Annotated in this window: 14 protein-coding genes; all 14 read right to left on the reverse strand. The window is 45.3% G+C overall.

The genetic code is table 11. The features are described from left to right. Positions 1 to 13: 13 nt before the first annotated feature. Entirely contained in the window at positions 14 to 2,344 is a 2,331-nt protein-coding gene (locus MKY42_RS28030) for a glycosyl hydrolase family 65 protein (RefSeq protein WP_339846354.1), read from the reverse strand. Positions 2,345 to 2,500: 156 nt separating this feature from the next. Beyond that, entirely contained in the window at positions 2,501 to 3,517 is a 1,017-nt protein-coding gene (locus MKY42_RS28035; protein WP_339846356.1) for a LacI family DNA-binding transcriptional regulator, read from the reverse strand. A 218-nt stretch (positions 3,518 to 3,735) separates the two neighbouring features. Beyond that, positions 3,736 to 4,065, reverse strand: coding sequence for a cytochrome o ubiquinol oxidase subunit IV (gene cyoD, locus MKY42_RS28040; RefSeq protein ID WP_090904683.1), 330 nt, complete (start codon positions 4,063 to 4,065; stop codon positions 3,736 to 3,738). Next, positions 4,066 to 4,686, reverse strand: coding sequence for a cytochrome o ubiquinol oxidase subunit III (gene cyoC / locus MKY42_RS28045; RefSeq protein ID WP_090904682.1), 621 nt, complete (start codon positions 4,684 to 4,686; stop codon positions 4,066 to 4,068). Then, on the reverse strand, positions 4,687 to 6,657 hold the full coding sequence (locus MKY42_RS28050; RefSeq protein ID WP_090904681.1) for a cbb3-type cytochrome c oxidase subunit I: 1,971 nt from the start codon (positions 6,655 to 6,657) through the stop codon (positions 4,687 to 4,689). 21 nt (positions 6,658 to 6,678) lie between these two features. Further along, positions 6,679 to 7,632: a ubiquinol oxidase subunit II gene (gene cyoA / locus MKY42_RS28055; RefSeq protein WP_339846362.1), complete on the reverse strand. Its 954-nt coding sequence runs from the start codon at positions 7,630 to 7,632 to the stop codon at positions 6,679 to 6,681. A gap of 317 nt (positions 7,633 to 7,949) precedes the next feature. After that, complete coding sequence (locus MKY42_RS28060) at positions 7,950 to 8,213, reverse strand: hypothetical protein (RefSeq protein WP_024631414.1); 264 nt, start codon at positions 8,211 to 8,213, stop codon at positions 7,950 to 7,952. A 397-nt stretch (positions 8,214 to 8,610) separates the two neighbouring features. Then, on the reverse strand, positions 8,611 to 9,957 hold the full coding sequence (locus MKY42_RS28065) for a GH1 family beta-glucosidase (RefSeq protein WP_179262967.1): 1,347 nt from the start codon (positions 9,955 to 9,957) through the stop codon (positions 8,611 to 8,613). Between the two features lie 16 nt (positions 9,958 to 9,973). Next, the gene (locus MKY42_RS28070; protein ID WP_339846366.1) at positions 9,974 to 12,355 is read right to left on the reverse strand and encodes a glycoside hydrolase family 95 protein; all 2,382 of its coding nucleotides are present in this window, start codon (positions 12,353 to 12,355) and stop codon (positions 9,974 to 9,976) included. Positions 12,356 to 12,622: 267 nt separating this feature from the next. Beyond that, entirely contained in the window at positions 12,623 to 14,308 is a 1,686-nt protein-coding gene (locus MKY42_RS28075; protein WP_179265768.1) for an ABC transporter substrate-binding protein, read from the reverse strand. Positions 14,309 to 14,637: 329 nt separating this feature from the next. Next, entirely contained in the window at positions 14,638 to 16,341 is a 1,704-nt protein-coding gene (locus tag MKY42_RS28080; RefSeq protein ID WP_179262963.1) for an ABC transporter substrate-binding protein, read from the reverse strand. Positions 16,342 to 16,718: 377 nt separating this feature from the next. Further along, the gene (locus tag MKY42_RS28085) at positions 16,719 to 18,407 is read right to left on the reverse strand and encodes an ABC transporter substrate-binding protein (RefSeq protein ID WP_090904676.1); all 1,689 of its coding nucleotides are present in this window, start codon (positions 18,405 to 18,407) and stop codon (positions 16,719 to 16,721) included. Positions 18,408 to 18,593: 186 nt separating this feature from the next. After that, positions 18,594 to 19,496 carry a carbohydrate ABC transporter permease gene (locus MKY42_RS28090; protein ID WP_063566553.1) on the reverse strand — a complete coding sequence of 301 codons (903 nt, stop codon included), beginning with the start codon at positions 19,494 to 19,496 and terminating at the stop codon, positions 18,594 to 18,596. A gap of 15 nt (positions 19,497 to 19,511) precedes the next feature. Next, positions 19,512 to 20,495: a sugar ABC transporter permease gene (locus MKY42_RS28095; RefSeq protein ID WP_090904674.1), complete on the reverse strand. Its 984-nt coding sequence runs from the start codon at positions 20,493 to 20,495 to the stop codon at positions 19,512 to 19,514. Positions 20,496 to 20,771 lie beyond the last annotated feature (276 nt).

Below are 20,771 nucleotides of genomic sequence, written 5' to 3' on the forward strand. Positions count from 1 at the left end.
ACATGGATTTATATTAAACCAAGGTTTGAAACCGTTTGCTGAAAGTAACTTGCTGACCGGACAGAAGGAGAGAAATTTCTTCCTCTGCATCACTCTCGATTAGAATACCCTCGGAAGTGATTGTGATATGCAGCAGCTGATTCTGCCAGTAGAGCGGGAATTTCAGACTGCTCCAGGATTCAGGCAGCTTCGGATCGAGATGAAGCTTGCCATCCAACATGCGAACTCCGGCAAATCCCATCACGACACATTCCCATATTCCGCCCAGCGAAGCGGAGTGGATGCCTGCATCCGAAGAATGCATATGCGGTCCCAGATCAATCTCGGAAGCCCGACGGAACAGATCATAAGCAAGTGGGCGATCTCCGAAGTCACTGGCAAGGATACTGTGCGTCGACAGGGATAATGAGGAATCATGCAAAGTTTTCTCCTCATAGTAGTCGTAGTTGGCGCGTTTGATATCCGGTTCGAATTTATTCTCAAGCAGGAAGAACAGCATCATGATGTCAGCCTGCTTCGAAATTTGCATTTCACCAACCTGATCCAGGTTGTAGTCATTGAAGATGCTGGCCACTTTGGTCTGATTTTTATAAGGGGTAAGATCAATGACTTTCTTCTGCAAGTAAGTATCATCTTGTGGAATAAGTCCTTGTTCATTCGGCCCTGGCAGATACATTTGATCCAGCTTGTTCCACGTTTCCCGAGCAGATGTCAGGTTAAGCTTCGCAGACAATGCTTTGAGCAATTCAGGTTTCTCCTGCTGAAGCTTTTCATAATATTGAATGGCCAGCTCCATATTGAAGTGAGCCATATGATTGGTGAATGCATTGTTGTCCACATGCTCCTTATACTCATCCGGTCCAACAACCTCATTGATGTGATAACGTCCTTTGGCCTCATCCCACTCCAAGCGGCTGGCCCAGAACGTTGCTGTATCAAAAATGATCTCGTAGCCATATTCATCCATGAACGCCTCATCGCCTGTAGACTGGACATAATGCCAAACGGCATAAGCGATGTCAGAGGTAATATGCTGTTCAATAAAGCCGGACCAGATCTTCGTCTGCTCTCCGGTTACGATATCTACATCTCCCCATACCGGTGTAACTTCGCCATCTTCGATCCAGGCTGCTTCCCACGGATACATGGCTCCTTCGAATCCATTCTCCTTGGCCTTGCTTCTAGCTCCATCCAACCCCTGATATCGATATTCCAGCAAGGATCTTGCGATCTTGGGATTGCTGTAGATGAAGAAAGGCAGGATGAAGATTTCCGTATCCCAAAAGGAATGTCCCTTGTACCCTTCACCACTTAATCCTTTCGCCCCGATTCCCATGCGATTATCATGCGCAGGTGTCATAATGATGAGATGATAGATGGCGAAACGGATAGCAAGCTGGTCATATCCGCTTGTGCTGTCCACTTCAATGTTGTACGTGGACCAGGTATCCGCCCAGGCGTTAGCGCTTTCACGAAACAGCTGATCATACCCTTTTTGCGACTCTTGCTTCAGTTCTGTCAGTGCAGATTCACGCATTTGATCCAGTGAATACCCACCGTTGCTGTACACCAGATCGCGGCTGGTATGCACATTCGAGATTTTTTCCAGTGTTACCGCTTGTCCGGCCTCCACGATTACTGTGCCTTCGATGCCAACCTTGCGGCGTCCCATCGTTTGACGCAATTCCGGCTCAACCTTTTCACCATTCAGCTGCCAGTGATGCACTGTATTGGTTACAAAATCAATAGCCGATTGTGTCGTCGTTGACGTCATTTGAATATAAGTCTTTTCAAATATCCGTTTTTCGCCTTCCGTGAAATGCTGTGCACCCGAGTTCGTCCATTGTCCATTAATACCGGATGCAATGTGAACACGTGCCTGACCATCCAGTGGCTTGATGCTTACCGATGAACCAACCAGATGACGGTTGCTCAAGGAAACAAAACGACGGAATTGAAGTTCAAAGCTTTCTCCTGTTGGGCTCTGCCAGACCACGTTACGGGTGAGCTCACCGTTTTTGAGATTCAGTTGACGACTGTAGCTGATCGTTCTTCCTTTTTCCAAGCTGAAGTTTTCCCCGTTCAGGGTAATTGAAAGCTCCGTCACATCTGCTGCATTTGGGAGTTCTGTTACTTCATGTTCATCAAACTTATTGAAGGTTCCAGCTACGAACCAGTTCCGCACCTGTCCAACATAATTCTCGTCCGTTGCAGAGCGAAGTCCCATGTAGCCGTTTCCAAGTGAGAGAACAGCTTCGCCTTTCCCTTGATGAGCCGGATCAAACCCGGTTTCAGTTACCAGCCAGTTACTCCATTCTCCTTGTCCTGCATCGTATTTCAGCAATGTGTATTCCCCCTATGTCTATCTTATGTTGTATCCGAAACGTTTTGGATTTGATTGAAAATAATACCGAAACGTTTCGGATTTCATAAAACATTTCGGTGCTCTCTTCATCTCGTTTATTTTGCAATTCCTCGTGAACCGTATTCTCAGCTAAACTCAGCGACCTGGTTTGGCTGTCGAGGATCTCAAAACCAATTCATTTTGCAAAATATTAAATTTGGGGCTGTCTTCCGATCTCAGCATGCCCATCAGCAGATTTGCAGCTTCATGTCCCAACTGATACATATTCTGTCCGATGGTGGTGAGTGGTGGTTGAAAATAAGCGGCTGTTGGAATGTCGTCAAATCCCACTACAGATAATTCATCTGGTATCGAAATACCTAATTCATTCGCAGCTTTCATTACACCCAAAGCCATCATGTCGCTTGCACAAAAGATTGCGGTAATTTCCGGATAAGCCTTCAACAACTCTGAAGCTTGCTGCTGTGCTTCTTCTTCCGTGAAATTCCCGTTTACGATCCATTCAAGCTTCAAGCTCAATCCTGCATTTCGCATGGCATCGGAATATCCTTCATAGCGCTCCTTGGAAACAAAAGCCTCCGGGTAACCGTTCACCATGGCAATCTGCTGATGACCCAAACCAATAAGGTGCTCTACAGCAGTCTGTGCACTTTGTTTGTGATTCGTTGATACAAAACCAACATACTCACTGTGAATGGGGATATCAATCAATACACAAGGAATATCACTATCCAATACTTCCTGCAAATACGGATCATCCGTCTTTACACCCTGTAGAATGACGCCATCCACCTTTCGTTCCCTGCACAGCTGTGTGTACGTTTTCATCTTTTGCTTCGCTGTATTCGTGCTGAACAAAATCAGATCATAGTCCGAATTGGCAGCGCTATCATTAATACCGCAAAGCACTTCGAAAACAAAGTTGTTATCGATGTTTTTGTACGTCATGCCTGATACGAGCAACCCCAGCGTTTTGGTTTCCTTCATGACCAGGCCTCTCGCTAGACCATTTGGACTATAATTCAGGGTTTCGGCGGCTTCTTTAATCCGTTTGCGCGTACTATCGCTGACGTCCGAGTACCCATTCAGAGCTCTGGATACGGTCGTTATCGAAAATCCCGTCATTTGTGATATGTCTTTAATTGTAGCCAATTGCTTTCCTCCAAAACGTTTCGGATTACTTATATGTCTGAGTATACGGATTCGAGAAAAAAAATCAAGAACTTTTTTCGACAATATTCTTGCCTTATTGGAATTCATCGTCCCTTCCCTTATTCTACCCGCATTCCGTGCAATCCAATAGGTAAAAAAAAAAAGATCTCCCGACCTTTTAATAAAGTCGGGAGATCCCTTAAGCTATCGCATAAAACTTAATGTGCAACTGTATTGTTCAACATGATCCAGACAGAACCAATGACGATGGTCAGCATGATCAATAGACCAAAAATCAGAGCCATTACATTCCAGCGTGGCTTCTCCGATTCACGGATATGCATGAAGAAGAAGAGCTGAACCACGAACTGAAGTGCAGCTGTTACCAAAACAACAGCCAGTGTAGCTGTTCTGCCCATCATATCATTCAGAACCACCACAAGTGGGATGATTGTGAGGACGACGGACAGAATGAAGCCGATGACATAGGACTTGAGTGAACCATGCTGCTCGTGGCCATGGGATTCATGTGAGTTATGTTCTGCCATCTACATCACCCCCATCAGATAGACGACCGACAGGAGGAAAATCCAGACGACGTCCAAGAAGTGCCAGTACAAGCTGATTACGTTGATTTTACCGCGAGTTACATCGGTAATTCCACGTTTTTTCAGTTGCAGCATCAATCCGATCATCCAGATCAGACCGAGCGATACGTGAAGTCCGTGAGTACCCACAAGGGTGAAGAATGCACCAGAAGCTGCACTCGTTGTATAACTGAACCCTTCATGAATCAACTCAATAAACTCCGTTACTTCCAGGACGATAAAGCTCGCACCCAGAACAGCAGTAACTGCCAGCCAGCTGATCAATTGCTTCACCTTGCCCTGATTCATGGCAAGAACCGCAAGTCCACTTGTAAATGAACTTGTGAGCAAGATAAATGTTTCGGCAATAACGCCAGGCATTTTGATCAATTCAGACAACACAGGTCCGCCCGCCGTATTGTCACGCAACACAATAAAGGTTGCGAACAATACGGAGAACAGGATAACGTCGGAAATCAGGAAGAACCAGAATCCGAGTATTTTCAATTCTTGCGGGTCATGGTGACCATGGTCATGATCATGTGCATGGTCATGACCGTGCTTCGCGGCTGCTTGAGCCATTTATACCGACCCCCTTAACGACGCTTCGGTACGCTTAATTTCGTCAACCGGAATATAATAATCCGTATCGTATGAGAATGAACGAGCGATCATGCAAATTCCTACGCCAGCGAGTCCAAGAATCGCCATCCACAGCCATCCGAATACAAAGCCGAAACCAGCGATGAACCAGAATATAGACATGATGAACGGAATCGCGGAATTCTTAGGCATATGAATCGGCTCAAGCGGCTGTTCAGGTGGATAAATTCCTTTGGCACGACGTTCTTTCTCTTCCCACCACTCATCAATATCGTCTCCGCGCGGTGTAATGGCGAAGTTATACTCAGGAGCAGGTGAAGGAATCGACCACTCGAGCGTACGACCACCCCAAGGGTCGCCAGAAGCTTTGAGTGTTTTGTATTTCCGAATGCCGTCTGCGATTTGTGCAACCTGGAACAAGAATCCGACACCCATCAGGAATGCCCCGATTGTGGATACAAAGTTCAGTTCCCACCAGCCAGTATCCCAGCCATAGGTGCTCAGACGACGTGTCATACCCATCAAACCGACAGCGTACTGCGGCATGAAGCAGACATAGAAACCGATATTCCAAGTCCAGAAAGCCCATTTACCCAGTTTTTCAGGTAGTTGGAATCCAAACATTTTAGGCCACCAGTAGTACAGACCTGCAAAGTATCCGAATACTACACCACCGATCAATACTTGGTGGAAGTGGGCAATCAGGAAGTAACTGTTGTGGAACTGGAAGTCAGCAGGTGCAACGGACAACATAACCCCCGTCATCCCTCCGACGATAAAGCATGGTATAAATGCTATTGTCCATAGCATCGGGGTATCCATGCGTATCCTTCCCCGGAACATCGTAAACAGCCAGTTAAATATCTTAACCCCTGTTGGTATGGCAATCAACATCGTGGTAACGGCGAAGAATGCATTAACGTCTGCTCCCGAGCCCATGGTGAAGAAGTGATGCGCCCATGTAAAGAAGGACAGGAAGCTAATAATCAGCATCGCAAATACCATTGATTTGTAACCAAACAATTTTTTCTTCGAGAATGTACTTACAATCTCGGAGAACACACCGAATGCCGGCAAGACAACGATATATACCTCAGGGTGACCCCACATCCAGATCAAGTTGATATACATCATCGGATTACCGCCCAGATCAAGTGTGAAGAAATGCGCTCCCGCAAACCTGTCGAGGAAGAGCAAAGCAAGTGTCACAGTCAAGATTGGGAATGCAAACAGAATGATAATACAAGTGGAGAATACCGACCATGTAAACATCGGCATTTTCATCCATTTCATGCCTGGCGCACGCATTTTAATGATGGTAACCAGGAAGTTGATACCGGTAGCCAGGGAACCGATACCCGAAATCTGAATACCCCATATATAGAAGTTTTGTCCCACCCCCGGGCTATGCGATAGCTCCGATAAAGGCGGATAACTGAGCCAGCCTGCGTCCGGTGAACCACCGATAACGAAGGACAGGTTGAACAGCATTGCTCCCAGGAAGAATAACCAGAAGCTTAGTGCATTCAGGAATGGGAACGCAACGTCCCTTGCCCCGATTTGAAGCGGTACAATAACATTAAATAAACCGAACATAAATGGCATCGCCATGAATAGAATCATGATCGTACCGTGAGTCGTGAAGACCTGATTATAATGCTCGGGATGTAAGAAATCCATGTTAGGCATAGCTAGCTGAAGACGCATCATCAGAGCATCCACACCACCACGGAAGAGCATGATAATGGAAGCAATAATATACATAATACCGATCTTTTTATGATCGACGGTAGTTAACCAGTTACGCCAGAGCCAGCCCCATTTTTTGAAATAAGTCAGCACCGCTACGATGGTAATCATCGTAATTCCGATCGCCACGTCCGCACCATAAATCAGCGGATCACCGGTAACGAAAAACTCCGATGCAAACTCCTTAAGTCTCTCTAACATTGGGGGCCTCCTTTCGAATCTTTAGTTAGCACTCTTGTCCACATCGTTCGTAGTAATTTCTTTGGTACCTGAAGCTTCACCGTGCTTGCTGTGGGCACTTTGACCATCAACAACATACTTGGTCACGATGTCCTGGAACAATCCTTCAGGGAAGGAAGAATAATAAGCTACATTACTTGTTCCCGGTTCCGCCAGTGTTTTATACATTTCTTGCGTCAGCGGTTGGGATTGTTGCTTCACTTCATTCACCCATTTGTTGAAATCTTCTTCTGATGTAGCATTGACATCAAAACGCATTTGGGCGAAGTGTTCCCCGGTAAAGTTGGCACCTGAGCCCCAATATTGACCTTCATGATCAGCTTGCAAGTACAAGGTCATCGCCATACCCGACATTGTATAAATCTGTCCACCAAGCTGCGGAATCCAGAACGAGTTCATCGGTGAATCCGCGGTGAGCTCAAATTTTACGGGCCGGTCTGCCGGGATATTCAGCGTGTTGACCGTTGCAATCCCTTGCTCCGGATACATAAACAACCATTTCCAGTCCAGTGAAGATACTTGAATGGTCACCGGTGCTTTCTCGGAAGCCATTGGCTTCGAAGGTTCCAGATCATAGGTGTAGCGAATGGTTACAATCGCCAGCAAACCAATAATGATAATTGGAACGGTCCACCAGATAGCCTCCGCTTTAGTGCTATGAGACCAGTTAGGCTCATATGCAGATTTATTGTCCGGTTTGTCGCGGTAACGCCATACAATTACAGCAGACAAAATCAATACAGGCACAATAACGACTGCACACAGAATTGTCGAAATGACAATCAAATCTCTCTGCGAAGCGCCAATAGGCCCTTTCGGATCCAGAACAACGTACTGCCCGCCTGCCAGCATTGGCCAGACAATCAATGCAATTGTAACCAACGTCAGGACAACCGGAATGATTATCCGAATTAGCGACCTAGGTTTCTTGTTCATCTTGATCCCCTCTCCTTAAATTCGCTCATACTGAAAAAACAGTATACTACTCTCTTCCTTCTAAAGATATCAGAAATGAGCAACTTTTTTGTTCATGTTAACAAATTTGTCGATTTTACACCTTAAATGTGTGAATTTTTTCTCACAAATCGCTTGCACACTTGATATTTCTTCATTGTAATCTTTACACTTCAAGTCACAAAATAAAACCCTTTGCAGTCCCGTTGAACATGATCAACGAATCCGCAAAGGGCTTTATTGACTGGGATTCCGGGTGCTCATCCAGTCTTATTATGAACGAATTAACGCAAGATTATTTAATCGGCGCCTTCGTCTTCCCGGCGTGTATGAACTAGTCCAATCGATTTGGCAATTACATAAATAAATACACTACCCACCAAGAAACCGATACCCACCATTAATCCGAGGTTGCGATCATTAAAATCATTCAGGTTGATCAGGCACATGACTACTCCCGTAATGAGGGCAATCCAAGCCAGAACTGTCATCGTTAACACTGCACGCCGCATATTTTTATCTTTGCGCTCCAATTGGCTTACCATTGCTGTCTTCGATGCCATAGTAAACACTTCCTTTTCCCTTTTTGTAAGTGCTTTCCTTATACCAATATACCACATCAGTATGATTTTTAGTCAACAAATGTTCAAATTTATTTCGCAATTTGGACACTTTATTTATATTTTAACTGTTGACAAGAACCAATTCACTTCTTCTTACTTCTTATAACCCAAAAAAGCTCTTCTCATAACATGAACCAGCTTAGACCTTATGAAACCTTCATGAACTTGTGAGTCTTGACCAAAATTAAATTACAAAAAAAGACGGTGGCATCGGATTTCCGACGCCACCGTCTTTTCTGATTCAGCATATATGTCCCTGCATTTAACAATTGAACTAACGTTATTGCTTATTTAGATCAGGTACATGACACTTCTCCCTGAACATTGAATTACAGCCTTAAATTCGTGTCTCCAACCAATTATTTTTGATGACATTCTGATACCAATAAAAGCTCTCTTTAGGTGTTCTGACCAGCGAACGGTAATCGACATGCACAAGACCAAAGCGCATACGGTAACCCTCCGCCCACTCAAAGTTATCCATCAAAGACCACGCCATGTAGCCTTTCAAATTAATGCCGTCGTTGATAATCCGATGAATTTGAGCCAAATGCTGCTCATAGTAGGCAATACGGCGGTCATCATTGATTTTGCCATTTTCCAAATCATCATTGATGCAAGCACCATTTTCTGTGATGTAGACATCCACATTTCCGTATTTTTGCAAATAATGCATGAACTCATACAGTCCTCGTGATTCCACAGGCCAGCCGATGTCAGTCTTGGTAAGTCCCATATCCACCTCTTCAGATTGCAATACACCCGCCTCTGGATTATAACGATTAATTCCCATGGTGTAATAGTTGATGCCCAGCAAATCAATGGGTTGCGAGATGATCTCCATATCGCCTTCCTGAATAGGTACGGTCGCGCCAGCTTCTGCGAACCAGTCCACCATAAATTGTGGATAAGCTCCTTTGTAGATCGGATCAAGGAACCAATCGGTATTAAGTGCAATGGAACGGTCGCAGGCTGCCTGATCTTCAGGAGATTTGCTGTAAGGCTCAGCCCAGCATACATTGGGTGCAATACCAATCTGTCCTGTTGTACCCAAGCGACGGAATGATTGAACAGCTTTACCGTGAGCAACGAGCAGTCCGTGTGCAACATTAATGGATGTTTGCAGGTCCTTATTTCCTGGCGCATGAATACCAAGCAGGTTGGACAGAAACGCAATACACCATGGTTCATTAAAAGTCAGCCAAAAGTTAATTTTACCGGAAAACTCCTTGAAGATGACTTCAGCATATTTTACAAATGCATCCACCGTTCTGCGATTGCCCCAACCTCCGATATCCTCCAACGTCTGAGGCAGGTCCCAGTGATACAGCGTACAGAATGGTTCGATTCCCGCTTCAAGCAGCTTATCCACGAATCGATGATAGAAGTCCAATCCTTCCCGATTGATCTCGCCATCTCCATCAGGAATAATACGTGGCCAGGCGATCGAGAATCGGTAGGTGTTGATGCCAAGCTTTTTCATCAGCTCGATGTCTTCCTCGTAACGGTGGTAACTGTCACAAGCCACATCACCATTGTCTCCATTGAATACTTTGCCGGGCGTGCGGGCAAACGTATCCCAGATGGATACCCCGCGTCCGCCTTCCTGCGCTGCCCCTTCTATCTGATAGGAAGCTGTTGCTGTTCCCCAGCGGAAATCTTGTGGAAATTGAAAAATCGTCATCGTTTACTCCTCCGTCTCATGATGACACGCGGATCATCTGTCCTGCGGTCATGGTTAAAATAACTACATAATCACCCTGAAGTGTAAGCTGCGCCTTGACCTGATCTTTTCCTTCCACACGGAGTGGGCATGCACTCCGAATGGTTATTGAACCGGCGTGATCAGCCTTTATTTCGGCGTGTGTGAGTCTACCGTCTGTCCAATCGATTGCCACTGTATATGCCCCTCGTGCCCGAAGTCCCTTTACACTGCCACTGGCCCAGTGCTCAGGCAGCGCTGGCAGCAGATGTAATTCACCCAAATGGCTTTGTAATAGCATCTCGGCAATACCGGCAGTGCCACCAAAATTGCCATCGATCTGGAACGGCGGATGATCATCGAACAGATTGGGATGTGTGGATCGAGCCAGCAACGTACGGACAAACTGGTGTGCCAGCTTGCTATCCAGCAGCCTCGCATACAGATTGATCAGCCAAGCACAGCTCCAACCTGTATGCCCGCCACCTTGTGTGATGCGACGTTCAAGTGACACTCGTGCTGCTTCCACCAGTTCCGGCGTATCCAGTCGGTTGATCTGCTCCCCCGGATACAGACCATACAGATGGGAGACGTGACGATGCCCTGGTTCGGATTCGGCAAAATCCTTAAACCATTCCTGCAGCTGCCCTTCGCTTCCGATCTTGAATGGATAGAGCTTGCTGCGTGCCTCGCTCCATTCCTTCGCCAGCTGCTGATCCACATCCAGCTGTTTGGTTGCCTCAATGCATCGATCGAACAACTCACGAATCAATGTCATATCCATCGTCGAAGCCATGGAGATGCTGCGAGCTTCACCTTCCTCGGTGAGAAACTTGTTCTCTGGAGAGGTTGATGGAGCGGTAACCAAATATCCGTCTGGTCCCTCCATCAGCCAGTCCAGACAGAAGAGCGCCGCCTCCTTCATGATTGGAAACGCACGTTCCGCGAGGAATTGCTGATCACGGGTAAACAGATAATGCTCCCATAAATGTGAAGTCAGCCACACACCGCCCATTGGCCAGAACGCCCAACTTGCGTCTCCGCCTGTAGGCGTGGATGTCCGCCATATATCCACATTATGATGGGCTGCCCAGCCGCGCGCTCCGTACAAAATGCGTGCCGTCCTTCTCCCGGTATCGCTTAGATCCTTCAACAAACCAAACAGCGGCTCATGGCATTCACTCAGGTTGCATACTTCTGCCGGCCAGTAATTCATCTCGGTATTGATGTTAATCGTGTAATCACTGTGCCAGGGCGGCTCCACCTGATGGTTCCAGATTCCCTGCAGATTGGCTGGCTGGCTCCCTTCACGTGAACTACCCATTAACAGATATCTGCCATACTGAAAATAGAGTGCCTCTAGGCCGGGATCATCGGCTCCAGCCTGGTAAGCTTGCAGCCGTTCATCGGTAGGCAAAGCTTCATTGGTAGACACGCCGAGATGAATAGATACTCTTGAAAATAAAGCCTCATGATCCATCACATGCCGCTCTTGAAGAGCCTTCATGCCATGGGCCATCGCTTTAGTGATTACCTCGCTGCACTCCTGATCCAGAAGCACACCATCTTTAACAGGAGTCACATCATAGCCTTCAAAGGCAGTCGCTGCTGTCAAATAAAAAATAACCTGGTCTGCTCCCTGAATATGAAGCTTCCCGTTCATATCCGATACTTCGGCATTCTTACCTGTCACAGTTGTGGCCAGTCGCACAGCATAAGCCGTTCCCCGATCTTCTTCGTAAATGACGGACTCCGGATGATCCCTGAAATAATTCGATTCAACATGACTTGGACAACGACTGAACAAGGTAAGTGCATCGCCCGAAGCCTGAACGTTATAAGGATGTGGACTGTCCAACGTAACGCTTACGTTTACAGATCCCTCACGATCAGCAGTGATGGTACAGACCATGAGATCATCCGGTGCACTAGCATACACCTCACGTACATAACGAATCCCTTTATATGAATACTTCGTCGTTGTAATCCCGGTGTGGAGATTAAGCTCCCGCTCAAATTCATCGTACGGAATCCCATCCAGTTCAGTGTGCTGCAACTTAAAGTGACCCATCGGCTGGTAAGCTTCCACATCACGTCCCAGCATTTCGCGATTCAGCAATTGTTCAGCTTCGCTGTATTGCCCGGACATGATCAGTTCCCGGGTCTGCTTCAGGTATCGCTGACTACTGTACTGGATGGTGTCACGTGGAAATCCGGACCACAATGTATCTTCATTTAGCTGGATTTGTTCATCCGCTGCTCCGCCGTACACCATAGCGCCAAGGCGACCATTACCGATAGGCAATGCCTCTTCCCAGCGACTAGCGGGCTGACGATACCACAGACGGTTTTCTTTTGTTCTCTCATTAAATGGGGACATAGATAACTCCTGTTCCTGAATCAGCTATTTTCAATAATTACTAAAACGTTTTCGAAGTAACTAAATAACCACTACTTATACTGTTTTACTTGTTCCTAACTCGCTTCCCCACAAGGCTAAATCGTCGTTCATCTGAAAGTGCTTACAGTAAGAAAATTATATTTGATTTCGAAATTTGCGTCAATGTTAAACATCACATCGTCAGCAAAAAAAGACCCTTGCTCAGGGCCTTTTTTTGTATATCCACCTATTCCATTTAAAACTAAGTTATTTTACGTCCTTACCTGTCCACAGGGAAACACGATCCTTAACCCAAACCGTGTACTGTTTCTCCATCTCAACTGCGCCGGCTTTGTCCAACTCAGCGAGGAAATCATCGTACACTTTATCAAAGTTCGCAGCTGAAGTCAGAACAGCTTCAGGAATACGTTTGCGCACGATATCCTGTGTTTTTCGGAACGTTACTTCATAATCTGTACCTGAAGGTACTGGCATGTTGTATGCTGCGCCCCAGTCTTTCAGCTTCAAATCATCCTCTGAAGGATAGAAGTCTTTCCATGTTGTAATGCCATATGCTTTCAACGTTTCTTTCTCTGCCGCAGTATAACCAGCCTGGATCTGCTCAGGGAAGTTCGTTGTATAATAGTTATCCGTGGAATCTTTCACACCATCACCATATCGCGCACTAAACACATTATACAGACCGATTCCTGTTTCTTTGGTGAAGTTAGAGTTGTCATTGGTTTTACGATCCTGGATGTCTTCAGGGATCACCCGTTGACCATCCTCTACATTGTAGTGTTCGCCCTCAATCCCCCAGTTTCTCAGCACCTGACCTTCGTCCGAAGCGAGCCAGTCCATGAATTTGATAATGCGAACTGGATCTTTGGCAGAAGTTGTGATCCCGATGCCATATCCGTCAAATCCGGTTGGCTGGAATGTATGGTCCACAATGTCCTTGTTCAGGGATACAGAGAAGTGAGCATATGTGCTGTCATCTTTGCCCGCTGATTTGAGTGCATTCTCCGCTTCTTGATAATTCCACTCTTGGTCAATCAGACCAAGTACACGACCACTTGCGATTTTGGATTTATATTGATCATCCTTTTGGACAAATGTATCTTTGTCCAGCAGTCCTTCATTGTACATATGATTCAACCAGCGGAAATATTCTTTCTCCTCTGGACGTTTGTAATGGAGCGTAGCTTCATAGGTCTCAGGATCGATATAATATTCTCCATCATCCGGTGCTCCAGTTGCCTGGAAGGCCGGGTTCGTTACGGTAATCATAATTTTCCAATCATCTGCATTCAGCGTCAATGGAATGGTCGGCTGTCCGTCAATGGTTGGGTGTTTTTTCACATATTCTTTCAATACATTCTCGTAATCCTCAAGTGTTTTTACTTCAGGGTATCCGAGCTCTTTCAGTACTTTTTGCTGAATTTCAAATCCGCCTGTTGCGTCAAACGCTACATTATCAACACCCATATTCGTTGGGATTGTATAAATGGCCTGATCCTCCGAACTGTATTTCAGCCGGTTCATCTGGTCACCATATATTTTTTTCAGGTTTGGAGCATGCTCCTCAATCAGTTCCGTCAGGTCAAGCATTGCCCCTGCATCTACTAGCTTAGACAAGTTACCTTTTGGGAAAACGATATCGGGAAACTCGCCGCTAGCAGCCATAAGTGCAATTTTCTGGTCTCCACCATTGTTAACATCATACTCAGCTTCAATCGTAACGCCTGTTTGCTTGGTGATCTCTTTACCAACTGCATCCTGCATCTTGTTCCAGGTTGGACTCGCATCCGCACCAAAGAATGTAAAAGTAACCGGATCGGTTCCACTGGACTCCGAGGCTTCTTTGCTTCCCGAATTTCCGCAGCCAGCTGTAACCAGCATTGCACTTGCGAGCATCAACATTGCAAACGTCTTGGGTGTATTGCCTTTCATTTTGCCTCTCATTGTCTAGTCCCCCTATTATTATGAAGGTTTTATCTGTATAACAGGCTTTAGGCCTGAGGATACCGCTGTAAGACACATTTCTGTATGCGCTTACCAAAAATTAATTTGTGCTATTTTTTTATCAAAGGCGAAAATCATGAACACTTTCCTCAGCTTACATAAAACGTTTTCGTAAAATAATATAAAAACGCTTACTGAAAGTGCTTACATTAAAGATTATATGCTATCCTTACCCTTTCGTCAACAACAAAAAAGGCCCCTCTCAAGGGACCTATTTTGCATTGAAAATGATCGTTTATCATGCCTTATTTTCAATATTATTTCACGTCTTTACCTGTCCAGAGAGATACACGTTCCTTGATCCAAACGGTATATTGTTTCTCCATCTCTACAGCACCTGCTTTATCAAGCTCAGCCAGGAGACCATCATACACTTGGTCGAATTTCTCAGGTTTGGCAAGGACGGCTTCAGGAATACGTTTACGGATAATGTCCTGTGTTTTCTGGAACGTTACGTTATAATCCGTATCCGAAGGTACAGGCATGTTATATGCTGCGCCCCAATCTTTCAGCTTCAAGTCGTCTTCAGAAGGATAAAAATCTTTCCACGTTGTAATGCCATAGGCTTTCAATGTCTCCTTCTCTGCCGCAGTATATCCTGCTTGGATCTGCTCAGGGAAGTTCGTTGTGTAGTAATTACCTGTGGAATCTTTGACACCATCGCCATATCTAGCGCTGAAAATGTTGTACATTCCGATACCAGTTTCTTTGGTAAACGCCGAGTTATCATTGACTTTGCGGTCCTGCACATCAGCAGGGATGACACGTTTGCCATTTTCAACGTTGTAGTGTTGGCCTTCAATCCCCCAGTTTCTCAGCACCTGACCTTCATCCGAAGCGAGCCAATCCATGAATTTGATAATACGTACAGGGTCTTTTGCCGTTTTCGAAATTCCGATGCCATATCCATCGAAGCCCGTTGGTTGGAACGTATGATCCACAATATCCTTGTTGAGGGATACAGAGAAGTGAGCGTACGTATTCTCGCCATTGTTAACTGATTTCAAAGCATTCTCAGCTTCACCATAGTTCCATTCCTGGTCAATCAGCCCCAGTACCCGACCGCTTGCGATTTTGGATTTGTATTGATCGTCCTTCTGCACAAAAGTATCTTTGTCCAGAATGCCTTCATTGTACATTTTGTTCAACCAGCGGAAGTATTCTTTCTCCTCTGGACGTTTGTAGTGCAGCACAGCTTCATACGTTTCAGGGTTAATGTAATATTCACCGTCATCCGGTCCACCTGTTGCCTGGAAGGCTGGATTCGTTACCGTAATCATAATCTTCCAGTCATCTGCATTCAGCGTCAGCGGAATGGTTGGCTGTCCGTCAATGGTTGGATGTTTAGCATAATATTCTTTCAGAACTTTCTCGTAATCCTCAAGTGTTTTCACTTCTGGGTAGCCGAGTTCTTTCAATACCTTTTGCTGAATCTCGAATCCGCCTGTAGCATCAAACGCAACATTATCTACACCCATGTTCGTTGGGATCGTGTAAATGGACTGATCTTCCAAACTATATTTCAGACGGTTCATTTGGTCCCCATAGATCTTTTTCAGGTTTGGTGCGTATTTGTCAATCAGATCTGTCAGGTCAAGCATCGCATCTGCATCCACAAGCTTAGACAAGTTACCTTTAGGATAGATAATATCAGGGTATTCACCGCTGGCAGCCATCAAAGGTATCTTTTGGTCGCCACCATTATTCACATCATACTCGGCTTCAATTGTAACACCTGTCTGTTTCGTAATTTCTTGGCCGACTGCGTCCTTCATGTTGTTCCAGTTTGGACTTGCGTCAGCACCAAAGAACGTAAAGGTGATTGGACTGGTCGTATCCCCTGTGTCCTTTGGAGTGTCTGAAGCCGTATTTCCTCCTCCGCTACCGCTGCATCCTGCTGTAATGGCAAGAGCGCTGGCTAACAGAAGCATTGCGAATGTTTTTGGTGTTTTGCCCTTCATGTGTAATCCCCCTTATGGATAAAATGAAGCTATCTATTGTAGAACAGGCTTACCTGCACATACCGTGATCGGGTGGCTCATTGTAAAACGTTTGATTTTATAACATAAAAAGCGTTTTCTAAATGAAGTGAAAAACACTCTCTCTTCTCAGATTTCGAGCAATAGATCTGTACTCCTTATGACTGGATAGATTCGTGTACATACCTTGATAAACCAGTAATGAAAGTGCTTTCATATTTGAATAATAATCCCTCTAAAAGTCCTTGTCAATAGTGAATTCACAAAATTGAAAACGTTTTTCGGAAAACGTTTTAGGTATAAAAAAGAACCCAGTTTCCCGGGCCCTTTTTTTCAAAAAAATAGTCTGCTGAAACGTATTACTTGCTCTCTTCACCGCTCCACAATTGAACACGGCTTTGCACCAGCTCAGTGTATTGTTTTTCCATGTCCTCTGCTCCGGCTTTGTTCAGCTCGGCAATCATCCCATCATAAATGGAATCAAATTTTTCAGGGGAACTGAGGATCGCTTCTGGAATCCGTTTACGGATAATATCCTGTGTTTTTTGGAAAATAACATTGTAATTCGAGTCACCTGGAGTCGGCATATTGTACGCTGCTCCCCATGGTTTAACCGGGAACTCATCTTCACTTGGGAACAGATCTTTCCATGTTGTTGCGCCGTATGCTTTGAGTGTCTCTTTCTCCGCATCGGAATAGGCCGCTACAATCTGTTCAGGGAAATTCGTTGTGTAATAGTTATCCGTAGAATCTTTAACACCATCTCCATAGTGACCAGACATATTGGTATAGAGGCCAATACCTGTTTCTTTCTGGAATACGGCAGCATTATTCGTTTTTTGGTCCAGCACATCAGCAGGAATCACACGTTTGCCATCTTTCACTTCGTACTGCTTGCCTTCAATACCCCAGTTCATCAGCACTTGACCTTCATCCGAAGCCAGGTAATCAAAGAATTTAATGGTACGAACCGGGTCCGGATTCGATGTTGTAATCCCTACACCCCATCCAGATACAAAACCAGGGTCCTGGAAGGAATGATCCTTGATATCTTTAGACAGAGTTACCGGGAAGTGTGAATAGGTCGCTTCATCTTTGCCCGCTGCTTTCAATGCATTCTCGGCATCGGAATAACCCCAATCCTGGTCAATGACGCCCAGTACACGTCCACTTGCGATTTTGGATTTGTATTGATCCGTTTTCTGTACGAAGCTATCCTGATCAAGCAGTCCTTCCGCATACATGTGGTTCAACCAACGGAAATACTCTTTCTCTTCCGGACGTTTGTAATGCAGACTTGCCTCATAGGTCTCAGGATCAATATAGTACTCGCCATCATCCGGAGCGCCTGTTGCGAAGAAGGCCGGATTCGTTACGGTAATCATGATTCTCCAGTCATCTGCGTCCAGGGATAACGGAATTGTTGGCTGTCCGTCAATCGTTGGATGTTTCTCCTTATATGCCTTCAATACATTTTCGTAATCCTGGAGCGTACGCACTTCAGGGTATCCAAGCTCTTTCAATACACGCTGCTGAATCCCAAATCCGCCGCCTGCATCAAAATACTTCTGGTCTACCGCATAATACGTAGGCAGTACATAAATCCCTTGATCTTCGTTGCTATATTTCAGCCGGTCCATGTAATTACCATACAGCTTCTTCAGATTGGGAGCATATTGCTCGATCAGATCAGTCAGATCGACCATTGCCCCAGCATCCACGAGCTTGCTCAGCTCTCCTTTGGGTGACACGATATCCGGATACTCTCCGCTTGCTGCCATCAAAGATACTTTATCCTGACCACCACTGACGGCAAATTCACCGTTTAGGGTTACTCCTGTTTTCTCTGTAAGGACTTTACCCACTTCATCCTTCATACCGTTCCAGTTCGGACTTGGGTCTACGCTAAAAAAGTCGAAAGTAATCGGAGATGTATCACCGCTTGTGTCCTTGAACGACGTATCGCCGCTGTTTCCTCCACCGCAACCTGCGAGCAAAGACATCGCAAGCACTGGAGCCAGTGCAATCTTCATTTTGTTTCTTGCCATAATGGTAATCCTCCCGTTTCATATGTCTGTCTATTCGGGACTTTTTTGTCCCTGTCTATAGCTTCATGAATGCCACTCCGCAGCCCTATACGGTGAAGCGCAGACCAAATGGCTGCGCTTCGGGCATCCTGATGCTTCTTTTATTATACGGCCGCTCTATCTATGTGGCGGCCTGTATATACTTGCTTAAGCTTTTACTGCACCCAGTGTCATACCACCTACAAAATACTTTTGCAGGAATGGATACACAATCAGGATTGGAACCGTAACAACGATCGTGATCGCCATTTTGATGGATTCCGGTGAAATCTGTGTCATTTGCTGAGCCATGTCATTGGCGTTACGTCCAGCACCTGAGCCTTGCTGTGTACTTTGCAGTACTTTCATCAGCTCATACTGGAGCGTTGTCAGATGAGCCTTCGAACCATTATACAGATACGTATCGAACCAGGCATTCCACTGGCCTACTGCCAGGAACAACGCGATGGTTGCAAGTACCGGTTTACAGAGCGGCAAAATGATTTTGTAATAGATCTTAAAGTCATTCGCACCATCCAGCTTCGCAGATTCCTGCAAGGCATACGGCAAGCCGTCAATGAAGGAACGAATGATAAACACGTTAAACGCACTGATCATACCTGGCAATACATACACCCAGAATGTACCGATCAGGTTCAGGTCACGCATCAGGATGTACACCGGAATCAGACCACCGGAGAAATACATCGTGAGTGCAAGTGCAGTAGAAACAAACTTTCTCAACTTAAAGTCAGGACGACTCAGTGTAAATGCGATCATTGAGGAACTGATCAAACCGAGCACGGTACCTACAATGGTACGTAGAATGGATACCTGCAAACCTTGCAGCAATCCATCGTATTGGAAAATCGTTTTGTAGTTCTGCAATGTGAAATCACGAGGCCACAAGTAAATTCCACCACGTACGGTATCTGTCGAGTTATTGAGTGAGATAGCCAGTACGTTCAGGAATGGATACAGTGTTACAATCAGCACCAGGGTCATCGCGAGGATGTTGAATATATCGAACAGCTTATCGCCCCGAGTAGCATTGAATGCTTTGTTCGCCATAATGTCGTCCCCTCCCTACATGATGCTTTCTTTGGTGAATTTTTTGAACAATCCGTTCGCTGTAAACAGAAGGATGATACTGACAACGGAGTTGAATATGCCTATGGCTGTACCATACGAGAATCGTCCCATATTCAAACCATAATTGAGCGCGTATAGATCAAGCACTTCCGAGTAGTCTAGCACTAGACTGTTTTGCAGCAAAAATTGCTTTTCAAAACCGATACTGATCAGATGCCCGATTGACATGATGAAAAGTACGGAAATCGTGGTCCGTATGCCTGGCAATGTGATATGCCACATTTGTCTCCAGCGGTTTGCTCCGTCTACCCGGGATGCTTCGTAAAGCTCCTGGTCAATACCGGTAATGGCCGCCAGGTAGATGATCGCATTCCAACCGGTTTCCTTCCACATATCTGAAGCGGTTACAATGTACCAGAACAAGTTCCCCTTCGCCATGAACTGGATCGGCTGATCGATAATGTTTAGGTTTACCAAAAGATCATTGATAATCCCGCCATCGGTGGAGAGCATCTTGGTAATAATCCCTGCCACAACGACCCAGGATACAAAGTGAGGCAGATATGATACCGTTTGCACGGCGCGCTTAAAGAACATGCCTCTCATCTCATTCAAGAGAATCGCAAAGAAAATCGGCACGATAAAACCGACAACCAGTCCCATCAAGCTCATTGCGAGCGTATTTCGAAGTACCAGATAGAAGCGATCATCGCTGAACAGCTCTGCAAAGTGTTTAAAACCAACCCACTGTTGATCGCCGAACGATCTGGCCGGTTTATAGTTTTGAAAAGCCATCGTCCATCCCCATAGTGGCAGATAGTTAAATACAAAAACCCAAGCTACGAATGGCAATGACATGAGATAGAGATACTTTTGCTGTTTCATACTGTCCCAAACTCTGTTCCGCCGTTTTTGTGTTGACGGATTGGGGCCACTGCTTTTTTTCGCGGAAGCGGATTTTTCTGTTAGCGTTTCCATCTCCGTTCCCCCTCCTCTGATTTATAAAATAATCATACCTGATAGAGCGTTTTCAAAATACCATCTGGATTTTAGAGAAAATCATATAAAAATTAGATATACCCTTATAAAATCCGATATTATATCTATAAAATTAGTGATAATGACGCTGTCTATTATTAATTGATGAAATTAAAAGGGAATTTAATTTGAAAATGGTAATTTTCGAAAACGTTTTATAGAAACCGTTTACTTCATCTAAAATTAAAAAAAGGACCTCAAGGGTCCTTTAAATAA

This window comes from Paenibacillus sp. FSL W7-1088 (genome assembly GCF_037969855.1).
GTDB lineage: Bacteria > Bacillota > Bacilli > Paenibacillales > Paenibacillaceae > Paenibacillus.